Annotated in this window: 15 protein-coding genes and 1 pseudogene; 6 read left to right on the forward strand and 10 right to left on the reverse strand. The window is 70.2% G+C overall.

Annotated elements, in window-relative coordinates; all coding sequences use genetic code 11:
* The first annotated feature begins 55 nt into the window (after nucleotides 1-55).
* Nucleotides 56-472, forward strand: a complete 417-nt coding sequence (locus ACH4SI_RS24085) for an NUDIX domain-containing protein (RefSeq protein WP_398298859.1) — start codon at nucleotides 56-58, stop codon at nucleotides 470-472.
* Nucleotides 473-521: 49 nt separating this feature from the next.
* A pseudogene (locus ACH4SI_RS24090) lies at nucleotides 522-659 on the forward strand (YdcF family protein); the annotation flags it as partial.
* A gap of 35 nt (nucleotides 660-694) precedes the next feature.
* On the opposite strand, the gene ACH4SI_RS24095 reads toward ACH4SI_RS24090, so the two are convergent.
* The 3 genes from ACH4SI_RS24095 to ACH4SI_RS24105 form a co-directional block, all read right to left on the reverse strand.
* Entirely contained in the window at nucleotides 695-832 is a 138-nt protein-coding gene (locus ACH4SI_RS24095) for a hypothetical protein (protein ID WP_398298861.1), read from the reverse strand.
* Between the two features lie 88 nt (nucleotides 833-920).
* A complete protein-coding gene (locus ACH4SI_RS24100; protein ID WP_398298863.1) occupies nucleotides 921-1,562 on the reverse strand; it encodes a nucleoside/nucleotide kinase family protein in 642 nt (213 codons plus the stop codon).
* Between the two features lie 124 nt (nucleotides 1,563-1,686).
* A complete protein-coding gene (locus ACH4SI_RS24105) occupies nucleotides 1,687-2,274 on the reverse strand; it encodes a hypothetical protein (RefSeq protein WP_398298865.1) in 588 nt (195 codons plus the stop codon).
* A 199-nt stretch (nucleotides 2,275-2,473) separates the two neighbouring features.
* Here ACH4SI_RS24105 and ACH4SI_RS24110 point away from each other — a divergent pair, with 199 nt between their 5' ends.
* Nucleotides 2,474-3,985 (forward strand): alpha/beta hydrolase, encoded by a 1,512-nt coding sequence (locus ACH4SI_RS24110; RefSeq protein ID WP_398298867.1) that lies wholly within the window; start codon nucleotides 2,474-2,476, stop codon nucleotides 3,983-3,985.
* Between the two features lie 78 nt (nucleotides 3,986-4,063).
* Here the strand turns inward: ACH4SI_RS24110 and argS are convergent, their stop codons facing one another.
* On the reverse strand, nucleotides 4,064-5,851 hold the full coding sequence (gene argS, locus ACH4SI_RS24115; protein WP_398298869.1) for an arginine--tRNA ligase: 1,788 nt from the start codon (nucleotides 5,849-5,851) through the stop codon (nucleotides 4,064-4,066).
* A 179-nt stretch (nucleotides 5,852-6,030) separates the two neighbouring features.
* Here argS and lysS point away from each other — a divergent pair, with 179 nt between their 5' ends.
* Nucleotides 6,031-7,782, forward strand: coding sequence for a lysine--tRNA ligase (gene lysS, locus ACH4SI_RS24120; RefSeq protein WP_398298871.1), 1,752 nt, complete (start codon nucleotides 6,031-6,033; stop codon nucleotides 7,780-7,782).
* Between the two features lie 77 nt (nucleotides 7,783-7,859).
* Here lysS and ACH4SI_RS24125 read toward each other — a convergent pair whose 3' ends face one another.
* The 3 genes from ACH4SI_RS24125 to ACH4SI_RS24135 form a co-directional block, all read right to left on the reverse strand.
* The gene (locus ACH4SI_RS24125; protein ID WP_398299478.1) at nucleotides 7,860-9,236 is read right to left on the reverse strand and encodes a DUF2637 domain-containing protein; all 1,377 of its coding nucleotides are present in this window, start codon (nucleotides 9,234-9,236) and stop codon (nucleotides 7,860-7,862) included.
* A gap of 100 nt (nucleotides 9,237-9,336) precedes the next feature.
* The gene (locus tag ACH4SI_RS24130; RefSeq protein ID WP_398298873.1) at nucleotides 9,337-10,113 is read right to left on the reverse strand and encodes a hypothetical protein; all 777 of its coding nucleotides are present in this window, start codon (nucleotides 10,111-10,113) and stop codon (nucleotides 9,337-9,339) included.
* A gap of 123 nt (nucleotides 10,114-10,236) precedes the next feature.
* Nucleotides 10,237-11,181 carry a DUF3558 domain-containing protein gene (locus ACH4SI_RS24135; RefSeq protein WP_398298875.1) on the reverse strand — a complete coding sequence of 315 codons (945 nt, stop codon included), beginning with the start codon at nucleotides 11,179-11,181 and terminating at the stop codon, nucleotides 10,237-10,239.
* A gap of 160 nt (nucleotides 11,182-11,341) precedes the next feature.
* On the opposite strand from ACH4SI_RS24135, the gene ACH4SI_RS24140 reads away from it, so the two are divergent.
* On the forward strand, nucleotides 11,342-12,535 hold the full coding sequence (locus tag ACH4SI_RS24140; RefSeq protein WP_398298877.1) for an RtcB family protein: 1,194 nt from the start codon (nucleotides 11,342-11,344) through the stop codon (nucleotides 12,533-12,535).
* Between the two features lie 48 nt (nucleotides 12,536-12,583).
* Here the strand turns inward: ACH4SI_RS24140 and ACH4SI_RS24145 are convergent, their stop codons facing one another.
* A complete protein-coding gene (locus tag ACH4SI_RS24145) occupies nucleotides 12,584-13,339 on the reverse strand; it encodes an SDR family oxidoreductase (RefSeq protein WP_398298879.1) in 756 nt (251 codons plus the stop codon).
* A gap of 208 nt (nucleotides 13,340-13,547) precedes the next feature.
* On the opposite strand from ACH4SI_RS24145, the gene ACH4SI_RS24150 reads away from it, so the two are divergent.
* A complete protein-coding gene (locus tag ACH4SI_RS24150) occupies nucleotides 13,548-14,942 on the forward strand; it encodes a PepSY domain-containing protein (RefSeq protein ID WP_398298881.1) in 1,395 nt (464 codons plus the stop codon).
* Here the strand turns inward: ACH4SI_RS24150 and ACH4SI_RS24155 are convergent.
* Both ACH4SI_RS24155 and ACH4SI_RS24160 read right to left on the reverse strand, forming a co-directional pair.
* Nucleotides 14,932-15,264 (reverse strand): YnfA family protein, encoded by a 333-nt coding sequence (locus ACH4SI_RS24155; RefSeq protein WP_398298883.1) that lies wholly within the window; start codon nucleotides 15,262-15,264, stop codon nucleotides 14,932-14,934. The two genes, ACH4SI_RS24150 and ACH4SI_RS24155, sit on opposite strands and share 11 nt — an antisense overlap.
* 49 nt (nucleotides 15,265-15,313) lie before the next feature.
* Entirely contained in the window at nucleotides 15,314-15,862 is a 549-nt protein-coding gene (locus ACH4SI_RS24160) for a hypothetical protein (RefSeq protein ID WP_398298885.1), read from the reverse strand.
* Nucleotides 15,863-16,002 lie beyond the last annotated feature (140 nt).

Here is a 16,002-nt window from a genome sequence, read left to right on the forward strand (position 1 = left end):
CCTCTGCCGCTACGGTGGGGGCCACCGCTGCGAAGGCGTCATCGGGAGGGTGGTTGTGGCTGAGGCTCCGCCGAAGAAGATCCCCGGGTGCTTGGCTGTGATCCTCACCAGCCGCAGGGAAATCATCCTGCAACTGCGGGACGACAAGCCCGGGATCGGCTGGCCGGGGTACTGGTCACTGCCCGGAGGGGGACGGGAGCCGGGCGAGAGGCCTATGGACACCATCCTCCGCGAGATCAAGGAGGAGACCGGCATCACGCCGGATACGATCGAAGAGGCCACGGTGACCCCGTACGACCCCCTCAAGATTCCGCCGCATGTGTTCCTGGTCTCCTGGGACGGCGAGGAGGGCGAGCTCGTCCTCGGTGAGGGGCAAGCGTTACGGCTGGTCCCTCTGACTCAGCTGCCCGAGAAGATGCCGCCTCACATCCGGCACTACATCCTTCAGCTCACTGCGGTGAACAGCATGTGACCACCGAGGCGCAGTGGCGTGACGCCAGCGGCGTTCGCGGCCAGGCAAGTACCACGCCGGTCTATTCCCCCTGCTGGTGTTCAGCGGTGGCAGCAGCCCGACGACTGCTGCCCTCTATCCTCGCGGCGAAGCCGTGCATTTCCACGATTATGCGCTTGATCTCGGTGTGCCCGCCGACGCGATTCTGGGTGTACGCGCCCGAGCCGCACGCATACGGACAGGTCAACCCTCGTCGCGGTGCTGCGGGGACAGTTTCGCCCAGGCGGTGAACGCGGTGGCGACCGTCAGTAGGCCGAGGCCGATCCAGAGGCTGATGCGGATGCCGTCGGCCTTGGCGAGTTCGGCCGGGCCGTCGGTCACGCCCAGGACCGTCAGCACGGCGCCGTACAGGCCGAGGAGGGCGGTGATGAGCCAGCGGACGTCGAAGGTCTGTGGTTCAGGGTGCCGGTCATGCCTCGGCCTCTCCCGCGGCGGTGAAGCCGATGACGAGGTCGGCGGCGTCGCGGCCCGGGGCGACGAGACGGGCGTTGGCCTCGTCCGTGGTGAGGACCCAGCGTTCGGCCTCGGCGGGCTCCTTGCCGAACCGCTCGTGGCGGTCGATCAGGCGCCGTACCCGCTCCTCGGTGTCCAGCTCGACCCACCAGGTCTCGTCGAGCAGCGCCCGGACGGGGTGCCAGGGCGCGTCGTCGAGCAACAGGTAATTGCCCTCGGTGATGACGAGCGGGACCTCGGGATCCACCGGGATGGAGCCCGCGATGGGCTGCTCCAGCTCGCGTTCGAAGCCCGGCGCGTAGACCGGCTCGCCGGGGCGCGGCTCCTTGAGGCGCCGTAGCAGCGCGGTGTAGCCGTACGGGTCGAAGGTCTCCGGGGCGCCCTTGCGGTCCAGCAGGCCGAGGCGGCGCAGCTCGACGTCGGCGAGGTGGAAGCCGTCCATGGGGACCAGGACCGCGCGGGCGGGGCCGAGCGCGCCGACCAGGTACTCGGCGAGGGTCGTCTTGCCGGCACCGGGCGGTCCGGCGATTCCGAGCAGCCGCCGGCCGCCGGAGTCGGCCAGGCGGCGGGCGCGATCAAGAAGTTGCTGGGGAGTCATGGCGGATGCTTTCGGGGAGTCCGGGTGAGTGCTTCAGGCCAGCCCGTTCTACACCGCCGCCCCGGGCTCCCCTTTTGAGGGGGCGCCTGCGCCGCCATCGGTCATGGGCGCGTAGCGCCCCCGCTCAGCGGGCGGCGGTCCAGGAGTGGGCGACGTCCACGATCACCTTGCCGTCCGACTGGAAGACCCGGAACGGCAGCCGGGCGCGCACCCCGAGGCCGACCTGGGTGTCGCCCTCGAAGCTGGCGGCGTAGCGGGTGTCCCGGAAGGTCCGGTAGCCGGTGACGTCCACGCCCGGCAGCTGCTGCCGGGCCGTGCCCGGATACGTCCGCCGGCCCGACTCGTAGTCGTAGCTGGGCGCGCCCACCCGGATGTCGAGGATCGCCCCGCCGTTCACCGGGATCGGGTCCCCGGAGCCGTCCTGGTGCAGCGCGTCGACGTACCGCACGTCGTACCGCACCTTGTCGGACGCGGTGGCTCCCTTCACGTCGAAGACCATGCGGTCGAAGCACTCGTGCCGACCGGTCCTGATGTTCTCCAGCGGCTTGTGGTTCCCCGAGGGGGCCGTCTTCTCGCCGCTGCCCCAGCCGGTCGCGCACGCCGTGGCCGTTCCGGTACCGGTGGCCTGCGCCGCTTGCGCTGTTCCGGCCGTCACCGCCAGTCCGGCGCCTGCCAGCACGATCGCCGCGAGCGAGGTTCCCCACCGTCGCATGTCCTACCCCCAAGTGTCTCGATTGACGGATGATGTATGAGGTTTGACGGGCCGCGGGCTCCGGAGGTTGTCCCCAAACGGGGAATCTGTCGCAAAGGGTGCGGTTCGGGGCCGCCCCCTACGGGTGGGGTTATCCGCAGCGCCCACCGGCCGGGTGACCGGATGGGCACGCTCGTCCGGTGCGGACAGGCTCGTCCCCATGCTACTGATGACCGGCAAGACCGCCGCGCTGGCGCTCGCCATCGCCGCCACCGCCTCCGTCCTGGCCACCGTGTCGTCCGCCGACGCGACCGAGGGGAAGGCCGCCACGCCGCCCCTCGGCTGGGGGACGTGCGACGGCGACGGCCACGACGCCCGCCAGGAGTGCGCCACGCTCTCCGTGCCGCTGAACTACCGCGACCCGGGCGGGAAGCGGATCACGCTCGCCGTCTCCCGGATCCGCAGCGAGCGGCCGGACGCCCGCCGCGGCACCCTGCTGCTGATCCCCGGGGGCCCCGGGGGGTCCGGCCTGAACCGGCCCACCACCTACGGCAAGCGGCTTCCCCAGTCGGTGCGGGACGCCTACGACCTCGTCAGCTTCGACCCACGCGGACTGGGCCGGTCCACACACGCGGACTGCGGTCTGGCGGACGAGGACCTGTCCGTGGCCACGGCCCGCCCCTGGCCCGCCGCCGACGGCGGCATCGCCGGGAACGTCGCCACCGCCCGCCGCATCGCCGACGCCTGTGCCCGCAACGGCGGCGATCTGGTGCACGGCCTCAGCACCGTCAACGAGGCACGGGACATCGACCGCATCCGCCAGGCGCTCGGCGAGCGGAAGCTGTCCGCCTGGAACATCTCGTACGGGACGTACGTGGGATCCGTGTACGCGCAGCTGTTCCCGGAGCACACCGACCGCTGGGTGCTGGACAGCAACGACGATCCGAACCCCGAGCGGGTGGGGCGCGGCTGGTTGGCGAACCTCGCGGTCGGCGTCGAGGACACCTTCCCCGCCTTCGGGAAGTTCGCCTCCTCCCTTCCCGAGGCCGAACGCCTTGCCGACACCCCGGCCGGGGTGCGCCGCGTCGTCCTGGACCTCGCCGCCCGCCTGGACGCCGGGCCGCTGCCCCGGGACGGGGCCGACCAGCCCGCGCTGGACGGCAACATGTTCCGCCACAGCGTCCTGACCGCCCTCTACTCCCCGAGCAACTTCAAGGGCCTGGCACAGTTCATCAAGGGCGTCCAGGACGGCTACGCGCCTGCCGAGACGCCGGCGCAGATGACGCAGGACGCCGCGGCCGTGTCCTACGCGACCCTCTGCAACGATGTGGAGTGGCCGAAGTCGATCTCGGCTCACGCCCGCGATGTCGCCGCCAGCCGCGCCTCCCACCCGCTGACCGCGGGCATGCCGGTGAACATCACGCCGTGTTCCTTCTGGCCGGACAAGCCCCAGGACAAGCCGGTCCGCATCACCGACCGGGGCCCGTCCAACGTGTTGCTCGTCCAGAACCGCCACGACGTCGCCACCCCCTACAGCGGGGCGCTGAACCTGCGCCGCGCCCTCGGCGACCGGGCGCGGATGGTCAGCGTCGACGCCACGGGCCACGGCGCGGCCTACCTCCCCGCCCCGTACGCCAACCCCTGCGCGGACCGCGCGGTGACGGACTACCTGGTGCGCGGCGAGCGGCCCGCGCGCGACGTGTCCTGCCCGGCGCCGCAGGAGGCGCCGTGAACGGCCGCGCGGCGGGCCCGGCCGCCTCTTCGTGACCGGGCCCGCCGCGCGCGGGCGTACGGGGTGGTGCGGGAGCGCTCAGAGGCGCTCGGGCGTCCGGATGCCCAGCAGGGACATCCCCTGCCGCAGCGTGCGGGCCGTCACGTCGCACAGGAAGAGCCGGTTCTCGACCTCGGCCGGGCCGCCCTCCGCCTTCAGGACCGGGCACTGGTCGTAGAAGGTCGTGAAGAGCGAGGCCAGCTGGTAGAGATACGCGGCCAGCTTGTGCGGCTCGTACGACGCGGACACCTCGGCCAGCGTCTCCGCGAACTGGTCCACATGCAGGCCCAGCGCCCGCTCGGCGCGGGCCAGCGGCAGCTCCGGGTGCGGGGCCGGGGCCTGCGTCTCGTCGGCGCGGCGCAGGATCGACTGGATGCGGGCGTACGCGTACTGGAGGTAGACGGAGGTGTCGCCGTTGAGCGAGACCATCTGGTCGAGGTCGAACTTGTAGTCGCGGGAGGCGGAGGTGGACAGGTCGGCGTACTTCACGGCGCCGACGCCCACCTGGCCGCCGCGCTCCAGGATCTCCTGCTCCGTGAGGCCGAGCTTCTCGCTCTTCTCCCGGACCACGGCCGCGGCCCGCTCGGTCGCCTCGTCGAGCAGGTCCTCCAGCCGGACCGTCTCGCCCGCGCGGGTCTTGAACGGCTTGCCGTCCTTGCCGAGGACCGTGCCGAAGGCGAGCTGGACGGCGTGGACCTGCTCGTTCAGCCAGCCGATCCGGCGGGCGGTCTCGAAGACCATCTTGAAGTGCAGCGACTGCCGGGCGTCCACCACATACAGCAGGGTGTCGGCCTGGAGGTTCTGCACCCGGTCGCGGATCGCGGACAGGTCGGTGGCCGCGTAGCCGAAGCCGCCGTCGGACTTCTGGACGATCAGCGGGACCGGGTTTCCGTCCGGGCCCTTGACGTCGTCGAAGAAGACGCACAGCGCGCCCTCGGAGCGGACCGCGACGCCGGACTCCTCCAGCAGGCGGCAGGTCTCGGCCAGCATGTCGTTGTAACCGGACTCGCCGACCACGTCGGGGTCATGGATCTCGATGTCGAGCTTGTCGAAGACCGAGTAGAAGTAGATCTTCGACTCGTCCACGAACTTCCGCCACAGGGCGATCGTCTGCTCGTCCCCGGCCTGCAGGTCCACCACCCGCCGCCGGGACCGCTCCTTGAACTCCGGATCGGAGTCGAACAGCGCGCGCGCCGCCTTGTAGAGCCGGTTCAGATTGGACATCGCCTCTTCGCCGGATGCGGCGTCCTTGTGGTCCAGCTCGTGCGGATGCTCGATCAGGTACTGGATGAGCATGCCGAACTGGGTGCCCCAGTCGCCGATGTGATGGCGCCGGATCACCTTCTCGCCGGTGAACTCCAGGATCTTGACCACCGCGTCGCCGATCACCGCCGAGCGCAGATGGCCGACGTGCATCTCCTTCGCCACGTTCGGCTGGGCGTAGTCGATCACGGTCGTGCCCGCGTCCGCCGCGAACGGGACGCCGAGCCGGTCGTCGGCGGCGCGCGCGGCGAGGGTCGCGGTGATGGCGGAGTCCGCGACGGTGATGTTGAGGAAGCCGGGTCCCGAGACCTCGATGTCGGCGATCACCGGGTCGGGGTCGGCGGAGGACGGGGCGACCGGAAGGCGCTCCACGACCTTCGCCGCCAGCTCGCGCGGATTCCCCTTCAGCTGCTTCGCCAGCGCCAGCATCCCGTTGGCCTGGAAGTCGGCCCGGTCGCTTCGTCGCAGCAGCGGGTCCGCGGAACGGGCCTCCGGCAGGGCAGCCGTGAGGGCGCTCGCGACGCGCTGGTGGACCGAAGCGGCAAGGGAGGGGACCGAGGCCATGGGTGAGGTGCCGTTCCTATAGAGGGCTGGGTTACCAATCTGGCCACCTCAGTATTTCATGGGCCGTCCAACCCTTTCTCCGGGCTGTGGACAGCTGGATAACCCCCGATGTGGATAACGCCGACTACCTGTGGGCAACCCCGAAGGTCCCTCCTCCGTCTGGGACAATGGTCGGTGCCATGACCGCTAGGAAGGAAGTGCCGACCGTGGCTCAGAGCACCGAGACCGACTGGGTCTCCCGTTTCGCGGACGAGGTCATTGCCGAGGCGGAGCGTCGCGCGCCCGGCAAACCGATCGTCTGCGCCTCGGGCCTCAGCCCGTCCGGCCCGATCCACCTCGGCAATCTGCGCGAGGTCATGACGCCGCACCTGGTCGCCGACGAGATCCGGCGCCGGGGATACGACTGCGTCCACATCCTGTCCTGGGACGACTACGACCGGTACCGGAAGGTCCCGGCCGGGATCGACCCGTCCTGGTCCGAGCACATCGGCAAGCCGCTGACCTCCGTCCCGGCCCCGCCCGGCTCGGCGTACGCGAACTGGGCCGAGCACTTCAAGGCGCCGATGATCGAGGCGCTGCGCGCGATGGGCATCGAGTTCCACGGCATCAGCCAGACCGAGAAGTACACCTCGGGCGCCTACCGCGAGCAGATCCTGCACGCGATGCGCCACCGCGAGCAGATCGACGCCGTGCTCGACCGGTACCGCACGAAGGACAAGCCGGCCCCGAAGAAGCAGCAGCAGAAGCAGCAGAAGCCGGTCGACGAGGCCGAGCTGGAGGCCGCCGAGGGCTCGGGCGCCGCCGCCGAGGACGACGGCAGCGCGGGCGCCGCCGGGTACTACCCGTACAAGCCGTACTGCTCGGTCTGCGAGCGCGATCTGACGACGGTGACCTCGTACGACGACGAGACCACCGAGCTGGCCTACACCTGCGCCTGCGGCCACGGCGAGACCGTCCTGCTCAGCGAGCACGACCGCGGCAAGCTGGTCTGGAAGGTCGACTGGCCGATGCGCTGGGCGTACGAGGGCGTCGTCTTCGAGCCCTCCGGCGTCGACCACTCCTCGCCGGGCTCGTCCTACGTGGTCGGCGGGCAGATCGTGCGCGAGGTCTTCGGTGGCGACCAGCCGATCGGCCCGATGTACGCGTTCGTCGGCATCAGCGGCATGGCCAAGATGTCCTCCTCCAAGGGCGGTGTGCCGACCCCGGCCGACGCGCTGGAGATCATGGAGGCGCCGCTGCTGCGCTGGCTGTACGCGCGCCGCAGGCCGAACCAGTCCTTCAAGATCGCCTTCGATCAGGAGATCCAGCGCACCTACGACGAGTGGGACGCCCTGGAGCGCAAGATCAACGACGGTTCCGCACAGCCCGCGGACGCCGCCGCGTACAGCCGCGCGACCGGCACCGCCACCGGTGAGCTGCCCCGCACCCCGCGCCCGCTGCCGTACCGGATGCTCGCCTCCGTGGTGGACATCACCACCGGGCACGACGAGCAGACGCTGCGCATCCTCAGCGAGCTGGACCCGGCGAACCCGGTGAAGTCCCTGGACGAGACGCGGCCGCGGCTCGACCGGGCCGAGCGCTGGATCACGACCCAGGTCCCGGCCGAGCAGCGCACCCGGGTCAGGGAGGAGCCGGACACCGAGCTGCTGGCCTCGCTCGGCGAGACCGAGCGCGAGTCGCTGCGGCTGCTGCTCGACGGGCTGGACGGGCACTGGTCGCTCGACGGGCTGACGACGCTGGTCTACGGCGTGCCGAAGCTCCAGGCGGGACTGTCGGCGGAGGCCAAGCCGACACCGGAGCTGAAGGTCGCGCAGCGGGCGTTCTTCGCGCTGCTCTACCGGCTGCTGGTCGGGCGGGACACCGGGCCGCGGCTGCCCACCCTGCTGCTCGCGGTGGGGGCGGACCGGGTGCGCAAGCTGCTCGCGGCCTGAGTCCGCTGTGAGTCCGTTGGCGACGGACTGAGCCGGGCGGGCCGCGTGCCCGCCCGGCTCACCCCGTATCCGAGGTGTTACGGAGTGTGCTCCACCTGCATCTCCATGCGGTGGCGCTCCTTGAAGTCGTTCACGTATGCGTTCAGCTCGTCGATGCCGAGATCGGCGACGCCGTAGGTCTCCCGGAGCCGCTGCCCGAACTGGTACGCCGAGGGGTACCGCCCGTTGTCGGCGAGGAACTGCCGGTAGGTCGCGAAGAACACGTCGTCGCGCGGCACGTCGTCCGGCATCGTCGCGGCGGCGGGCGGCTCCGGCTGCTCGTACTCGGCGTACGGCTGCTCCTGGTCGCGCTGCTCAGGGACGTACGCGCCCTGCCTGGTCCCCACGCCCTGGCCGCCGAGCTGGCGGACCCGGTTCGGCCCGACCGGGACGGTGACCTGCGGCTGCTCGGGCTGTACCGGCTGCTGCTCAGGGTGTCCGGGCTGCGCCGGATGGGAGGCGGCGGGGTCGAACGGGACGGCGCCCCGGCCGTCGTGGTCCTGCCCCGTCGGCTGCTGGTACACCGGCAGCGGCAGCGAGAGGGGCAGCTCCTGCGGCTGCTGCGGCTGCTGCTGCCCGGGACCGGCGGCGTACCCGGCGGTGCCGTCGGCCGCGCCGTGGACGCCTTGCTGCGCCCCGGGGTACGCCGTGTCCGGCGTCCACCCGGCCCCGCCCCCCGCGGTGCCCGGTGTGCCCGTCGGCAGCGCGGCCGGGGAGAAGGCGCTCGCTTCCAGCCCGGCCGCCTCGAGGCCCGCCGGGGCGGTGTCGGACAGCGGCACCCCGTAGCGCGCCAGCCGCAGCGGCATCAGCGCCTCCACCGGGGCCTTGCGGCGCCAATTCCGCCCGTAGCGGGCCTGTAGCCGGGTCTGGTAGACCAGCCGGTCCTGTTCCAGCCGGATGACCTCGTCGTAGCTGCGCAGCTCCCACAGCTTCATCCGGCGCCACAGCCGGAAGGTCGGTAGCGGCGCCAGCAGCCAGCGGGCGATGCGGACCGACTCCATGTGCCGGTCGGCGGTGATGTCGGCGATCCTGCCGATCGCGTGCCGGGCGGCCTCGACGGAGACCACGAAGAGCACGGGGATGACACCGTGCATGCCGACGCCGACCGGGTCCGGCCAGGCGGCGGCGCCGTTGAAGGCGATGGTCGCCGCAGTCAGCATCCACGCGGTCTGGCGCAGCAGGGGGAAGGGGATGCGGATCCAGGTCAGCAGGAGATCCAGGGCCAGCAGGACGCAGATACCGGCGTCGATCCCGATGGGGAAGACGTTGGCGAAGGCGCCGAACCCTTTCTTCTCGGCGAGGTCGCGGACCGCGGAGTAGGACCCCGCGAAGCCGATCGCGGCGATCATCACCGCCCCGGCGACGACCACGCCGATCAGTATTCGATGCGTTCGTGTCAGCTGCATCGCGGCCACCCGCGATCCCTCCCCGTCCTTGGCGACAAGCCTTGGCATGCAGCGGCCAGGGTCGCATACACGTCAACCGCCACGGACGGGAAGGGGGCGGCGGAGACGGCTAGGCGCCGCCCTTGGAGTCCTTGGATCCCTTGGACGCGTCGGCGGACTTGGAGCCGCCGGAGCTCGGGGAATCCTTGCCGCCACCGGCGCCGCCGGTGCCCTTGGCGACGGATGCGACGACCTCCTTGGCCGCAGCCTTGGCGTCGTCCATCAGCTTGGTGGCGTTCGGCGTCTTCTCGGTCTCGTAGCCCGCGCCGTCGTACTCGATGGTCACCACGACGTTGGCGGTCCGGGCGACGACCGTCGTGTTCCGGAAGTCGTCGCCGTCCTTCTTCTCGTCGCTACGGACCGTGGTCGCCGCGTCACCGATGGCCGTCTGCTCGGTCTTGACGTTCTTCACCCCCTTCGCGCCGGAAGACTTGCTCGCCTGCTGGGTGGCGTACTCCTGGGCGCGCTTGTCGCCGGTGCCGAGCCCCGCGTCGGAGGGGAAGAGCTTCAGGGAGAGGGACAGCGAGCGGTACTTGAAGCCGTCGAGGCCGTTCCACAGGCAGGTGGCGGACGTGTTGGTGTCGCCCGAGGGGAGGGCCTTGCCCTTCTTGGGCTTCGCCTTGGGCACCAGCTTGCCGATGGTCGTGCCCGAGAGGGCCGAGCACACATCGGGGAGCTTGCTGAACTTTGCCGCCGCGACGGACGGCGAGGCACTGGGTGAGGAGGGTCTCGACGAACTCTCCGCGTTCTTTTTGTCGTCGGAGCCGGAGGAGCAGCCGGCGACGAGCATGACCGGTACGGTCGCGCAGGCGAGTATTCGGGCGAGTCGCGGGGCTGAACGGTGCATGGTTCCTTCGCTCAATCTCTGTCGATGGGCGGTGATCCCGCCCGCGTCATTACCGGCACGGTACGCGGCCGATCGCGGGCGGCCCAATCCCCGAGGTCTCCCACCCGCGGTCGGCTCGGTCCGCTATTCGGTGAGGCGCCCGGTCAGCTCCTGGGCCAAGTCTTCGGCGTTCCCCTGGAGTTCTTCGCTTTCGGGAATGTCCTTTTTGTTGATCGACCATTCGTCGTACTCAATGGTGGCAATCACATTCGAGGACCGGAAGACGACCGTGATGTCCCGGTGGATTCCGGAGTCCTTGGTGATCAGCTGGTCATTGAGGAACGCGTCGTCGGCGAGGTCGTCGAGGCGACGCGGGGCGGTCGCGTCCGGGTTCTCCGGCGTGGCTCCGTCGCTTGCGGTGCTCTCATCGTCGCCCGCGCCCGGGGTGCCCGTGTCGCCCTTCTCGCCGGTGTTGCCCTTCTCACTTCCGGCGCCGCTCTTGCCGCTGTCCGCACTCGCGCTGCCCTTGCCGCTCGACGTCCCCGATCCCGAGCCGGGGGACGAGGAGGCGGAGGCGCCGCCGTCCGACTCGTCCTCGTCCGAGGTGCCGGCGGAGGGCGAGGGCGGGGTGTCCGGAATGTCCGCGGCGGACGCCTTCTTCTCGTACAGTTCCAGCGCCCGGTCGTCGTCGCTCACGGACGGGTCGTACGAGACGACGCGCTCGAAGTCCAGCGTCAGATAGCGGGTGCCGCTCGGCGTCGCGAGCTTCCAGCGACAGCCGTCGCGGCGGTCTATGTCGTACGTCACGGTCGCCTGGCCGTCGTACGCCTTGTCGTCCTCGGTGCCGCCGGGCAGCAGCCGGCGCAGGGTCTTGGCGCTCACGGCGCCGCACGCCTCGGGAAGGGTGTTGTAGCGGCCGGGCTCGGCCGAGACCGTCGAACCGGAGTCGCCGGAGGTGCTGTCGTCGGCCCCGGGCTTCGCGTCGGAGCCGGTGCATCCGCTGAGTCCCGCGGTGGCGAGCACGGCGATGAGCAGGGCGGCGGCCGGGGTGGCGCGCCGGCCACGGGCCGTTCGCTGCGCTGGCTGCACTTATCCGTGTCCCTTCGAGCGAAAACTGCTTGCCGCCCGTGGGCGGTGGCTGCAGACAATGTGTACCGCACGGGCCGCCGCATCTGCCGGTCGGTCGTCGTGAATGGGGCATGGACCCGGTTTTTGCGTTGTCAGTCTTTTGCGGGGGAATGAGTAAAACATGTCGTATGTCGAGGTGCCCGGGGCGAAGGTCCCGATCCGTATGTGGGCGGACCCCGCGACGGTCGAGGGCGGGGCCATGCAGCAGCTGCGGAACGTGGCAACGCTGCCGTGGATCAAGGGCCTGGCCGTGATGCCGGACGTGCATTACGGAAAGGGAGCCACCGTCGGCTCGGTGATCGCGATGCAGGGGGCCGTGTGCCCGGCGGCGGTCGGTGTGGACATCGGCTGCGGGATGTCGGCGGTCAAGTCGTCGCTCACCGCGGACGATCTGCCGGGCGATCTGTCGCGGCTGCGGTCCAAGATCGAGCAGGCGATTCCGGTGGGCCGGGGGATGCACGACGACCCGGTCGACCCGGGACGGCTGCACGGGTTCGGGACCGCCGGATGGGACGACTTCTGGGGGCGGTTCGGGGGAGTGGCCGAGGCGGTCAAGTTCCGTCAGGAGCGGGCCACGAAGCAGATGGGCTCGCTCGGTTCGGGCAACCACTTCATCGAGTTCTGCCTCGATGACGAGGGTTCGGTCTGGCTGATGCTGCACTCCGGTTCCCGGAACATCGGCAAGGAACTGGCCGAGTACCACATCGGCCAGGCCCGCGGACTGCCGCACAACCAGGATCTGATCGACCGCGATCTGGCCGTGTTCATCGCGGACACCCCGCAGATGGCCGCCTACCGGCATGATCTGTTCTGGGCGCAGGAGTACGCCAAGTACAACCGCGCGATCATGATGTCGCTCTTCCAGAACGTCGTGCGCAAGGAGTTCGCGAAGGCCCGCCCGGTCTTCGAGCCGGTCATCTCCTGCCACCACAACTATGTGGCCGAGGAGCGGTACGAGGGCATGGACCTGCTGGTGACCCGCAAGGGCGCCATCCGCGCGGGCAGCGGGGACTACGGGATCATCCCCGGTTCCATGGGCACCGGTTCGTACATCGTCCGGGGCCTGGGGAACGAGGCGTCCTTCAACTCGGCCTCGCACGGCGCCGGCCGGAAGATGAGCCGGAACGCCGCGAAGAAGCGTTTCTCGACGCGGGACCTGGAGGACCAGACGCGGGGCGTGGAGTGCCGCAAGGACTCCGGCGTCGTGGACGAGATCCCGGGGGCGTACAAGCCCATCGAGAAGGTCATCGACCAGCAGCGCGATCTGGTCGAGGTGGTGGCCCGGCTCAAGCAGGTCGTCTGCGTCAAGGGGTGAGCGTGCGGGGCCGTGGCCGTGGCGGATCGACGGCCTCGGCCCCGCCCGTCAGCGCTCCCGGTGGACCTTGTGCTGGGCGGCCTGGGCGCGGGGGCGGAGCACCATCAGGTCGATGTTGACGTGGGAGGGCCGGGTGACCGTCCAGGCGACGGTGTCGGCGACGTCGTCGGCGGTCAGCGGCTCGGCCACGCCCTCGTAGACGGCGGCGGCCTGGCTCTCGTCCCCGCGGAACCGGTTCACCGCGAACTCGTCCGTCATGACCATGCCCGGTGCGATCTCGATCACCCGCACCGGCTCGCCGCACAGCTCCAGCCGCAGCGTGCCCGCGATCGCGTGGGCGCCGTGCTTGGCGGCCGCGTATCCGCCGCCGCCCTCGTACTGGATGTGGCCCGCCGTGGAGGACAGCACCACGATCGTGCCGTCGCCGGAGGCGGTGAGGGCGGGCAGCAGGGCCTGCGTCACATGGAGTACGCCCATCACGTTGACCTCGTACATCGCCCGCCAGTCGGCCGGGTCGGAGGTCGCGACGGTCTCGGCGCCGATGGCTCCGCCCGCGTTGTTGACCAGCACGTCACAGCGGTCGAAGTGATCGGCGAAGGCGGCCACGGCGTCCCGGTCGGTGACGTCCAGGACGTACGGCACGGCCTCGTGCCCCGCCTCCGTCAGCTCCGCGGCCAGGGCCTCGATCCGCTCCTTGCGGCGCGCGGCGAGGACGACGCGGAATCCGGCCGCGGCGAGTTTGCGGGCGGTTGCCGCCCCGATCCCACTGCTGGCACCGGTGATGACTGCGGTACGGGTGGTCATCGGCCCTCCTGTGGCGACGTGGCATGCATGATCGCGGTATGGAAACCGCATGGTGATCCATACGCAGGATATGACCTTCTGGTTTGCGGCCGATCGGGGGACTGAAGATCGGAAACCGCTAACCGCTCTCGGCCCCGGGGAAGGGTGCACTGCGTCCGGCGCGCCGCCGGTCTCGGACTGTCCCATGCCCAAGGAGTGAATTCAGGTCATGACCCATCAGAACAGAACAGTGTCCCGGTCCCGTCGGTCCCTCCGCCGCTGGGGCGTCGCCTCCGCCGGCGCTCTCGCGGCGGCGGCGCTGGTGGCCGGCGGTCCGTCGGTCGCGTGGGCCGCGGCCGGCGCGCAGGGCTCGCACACGACATCGGCCTCCGCATGCCACCAGGACCAGGGGCGGCACGGCGACCGCAACCATGGGGATGGCCGGCAGCACGACAACAACCACCAGCAGCAGCAAAACCACGGGCAGCAGCAAAACCACGGGCAGCAGCACAACAACCAGCAGAACAACCACCAGCAGCAGAACAACAACCAGCAGCAGCACGACAACGGGCAGCACCAGAACAACAACCACCAGCAGCAGCACGACAACAGGCAGCACCAGAACAACAACCACCAGCAGCAGCACGACAACTGGCAGCACCAGAACAACCAGCAGCAGCACCAGAACGGCCAGCAGCACGGCAACCAACAGCAGAACAACGGGCAGCAGAACAACGGGCAGCAGAACAACGGGCAGCAGCACCAGAACAACCAGCAGCAGCACGACAACGGGCAGCACCAGAACAACAACCACCAGCAGCAGCACGACAACTGGCAGCACCAGAACGGCCAGCAGCAGCACCAGAACAACAACCAGCAGCACGGCAACCAACAGCAGAACAATGGGCAGCAGAACAACGGGCAGCAGCACCAGAACAACAACCAGCAGCACGGCAACCAACAGCAGAACAATGGGCAGCAGAACAACGGGCAGCAGCACCAGAACGGCCAGCAGCAGCACCAGAACGGCCAGCAGGGCCACGGGCAGCAGGGCCACGGGCAGCAGATGAACGGCCAGGCCACCAACAACCAGGCCGCCGCCAACCAGGGCCAGAACGGTTGGCAGAACGGCCGTCCGGGCCGCTACCAGCGCGAGAACGGCGCCCCGCAGGGCCACGGCTACCAGCAGCGCGCCATGAGCCAGTACGTCGAGTCGACCCAGGCCGCCGCCCACGGCGACCACCAGGACGACCACGGCCGCGACCACGACCAGCAGAGCACCAGCGGACCGGTGACGCTGCAGCAGGCCGTGGAGATCGCCGAGTGCGAGGTCGGCGGTGAGGCCGTCAGCGCCGAGCTGGTGGACGACGACTGCCCCGAGGACGACGCCCGGCGCGACGACCACGGCAAGAACGACCACCGCAGGAACGACCACCGCCAGGACCAGCACCAAGGCCGGCACCACAACGACAACAACCACGGCGACCACAAGGTGTGGGCCGTGGACGTCGAGTGCGGCGACACCGTCACCCGGGTGCTGATCGACCCGGACACAGGCTGCGTCCTCTCAACTGAGGAGCAGGACGACGACCACGGTCACCACGGCCGCCCGCTCACCTTCTAGGGGCGTACATGATCACGGCGACACCGGCCAGGCAGATCAGCGCACCGATCACATCGAAACGGTCGGGCCGGTAGCCGTCCGCCACCATGCCCCAGGCGAGTGAACCGGCGACGAAGACGCCGCCGTACGCCGCGAGGATGCGGCCGAACTCCGCATCCGGCTGGAGCGTGGCGACGAAACCATAGGCGCCGAGGGCGATGATCCCGGCGCCGATCCAGGCCCATCCCCTGTGCTCGCGCACACCCTGCCAGACCAGCCAGGCGCCTCCGATTTCCAGGAGGGCGGCCAGGACGAACAGGCTGACGGAGCGTGCGATGAGCATGGGGGAAGGCTAGGACACCACTCAGGGCCGGCCGACGGCCGAGGCTCGCTCAGGGCCAGACCAGGCAGTACGGTTGGTGGCCCGCCTCGTGCAGCCGGTGGCTGAAGTCCTGCCACTCGTGCAGCAGTTGGTAGACCAGGAAGGCATCGCGCGGGCCGCCGCGGTCCGGGACCGTGGACCAGATGAACGCCGCGGCGCCCACCGCCTCCTCGCCGACGCCCCGCAGCGGGTCGACGGCGGTCATCGGCAGCTTGACGACGGCGTAGTCCGGGTGCAGGACGACGAGTTCGAGCGGGGGCACCTTGTGCAGGGGCACGCCCTCGATGCCGGTGAGGACCATCGCGGCCACCGTCTCCGGCTTGATCTTGGTGAACATGCCGTGACCCAGCTCGTCGCCGCCCAGCTCCTCGGGGCGCATGGAGATGGGGACCCGGGCCGCGGTGGCCCCGTCGGGCGCGCCGAAGTACTTGTAGGTCACCCCCATGCGGCCCCCGCTCCTGCTTGCCCTGCCCGCGTCTTCTCGCCGATGGCGTCCGGGGCGGGCACGCTCGGGGCCTCGATCGTCAGTCCCTTCACCCAGTTCGCCACCGCGATACATATCTCCACCCGACCACTCGCAGCCACCGCCGCGCAACCCGATCATTGCGACCTGATCAAACTGATCAATATGACTGAGACCTCCCCCGCGTCGGCGTTGTGAAACTCCCGACGGCAGGACTCCGTCACCCTCTGACAACA

The sequence above is a fragment of the Streptomyces sp. NPDC021212 genome, from assembly GCF_044332925.1.
Taxonomy (GTDB): domain Bacteria; phylum Actinomycetota; class Actinomycetes; order Streptomycetales; family Streptomycetaceae; genus Streptomyces.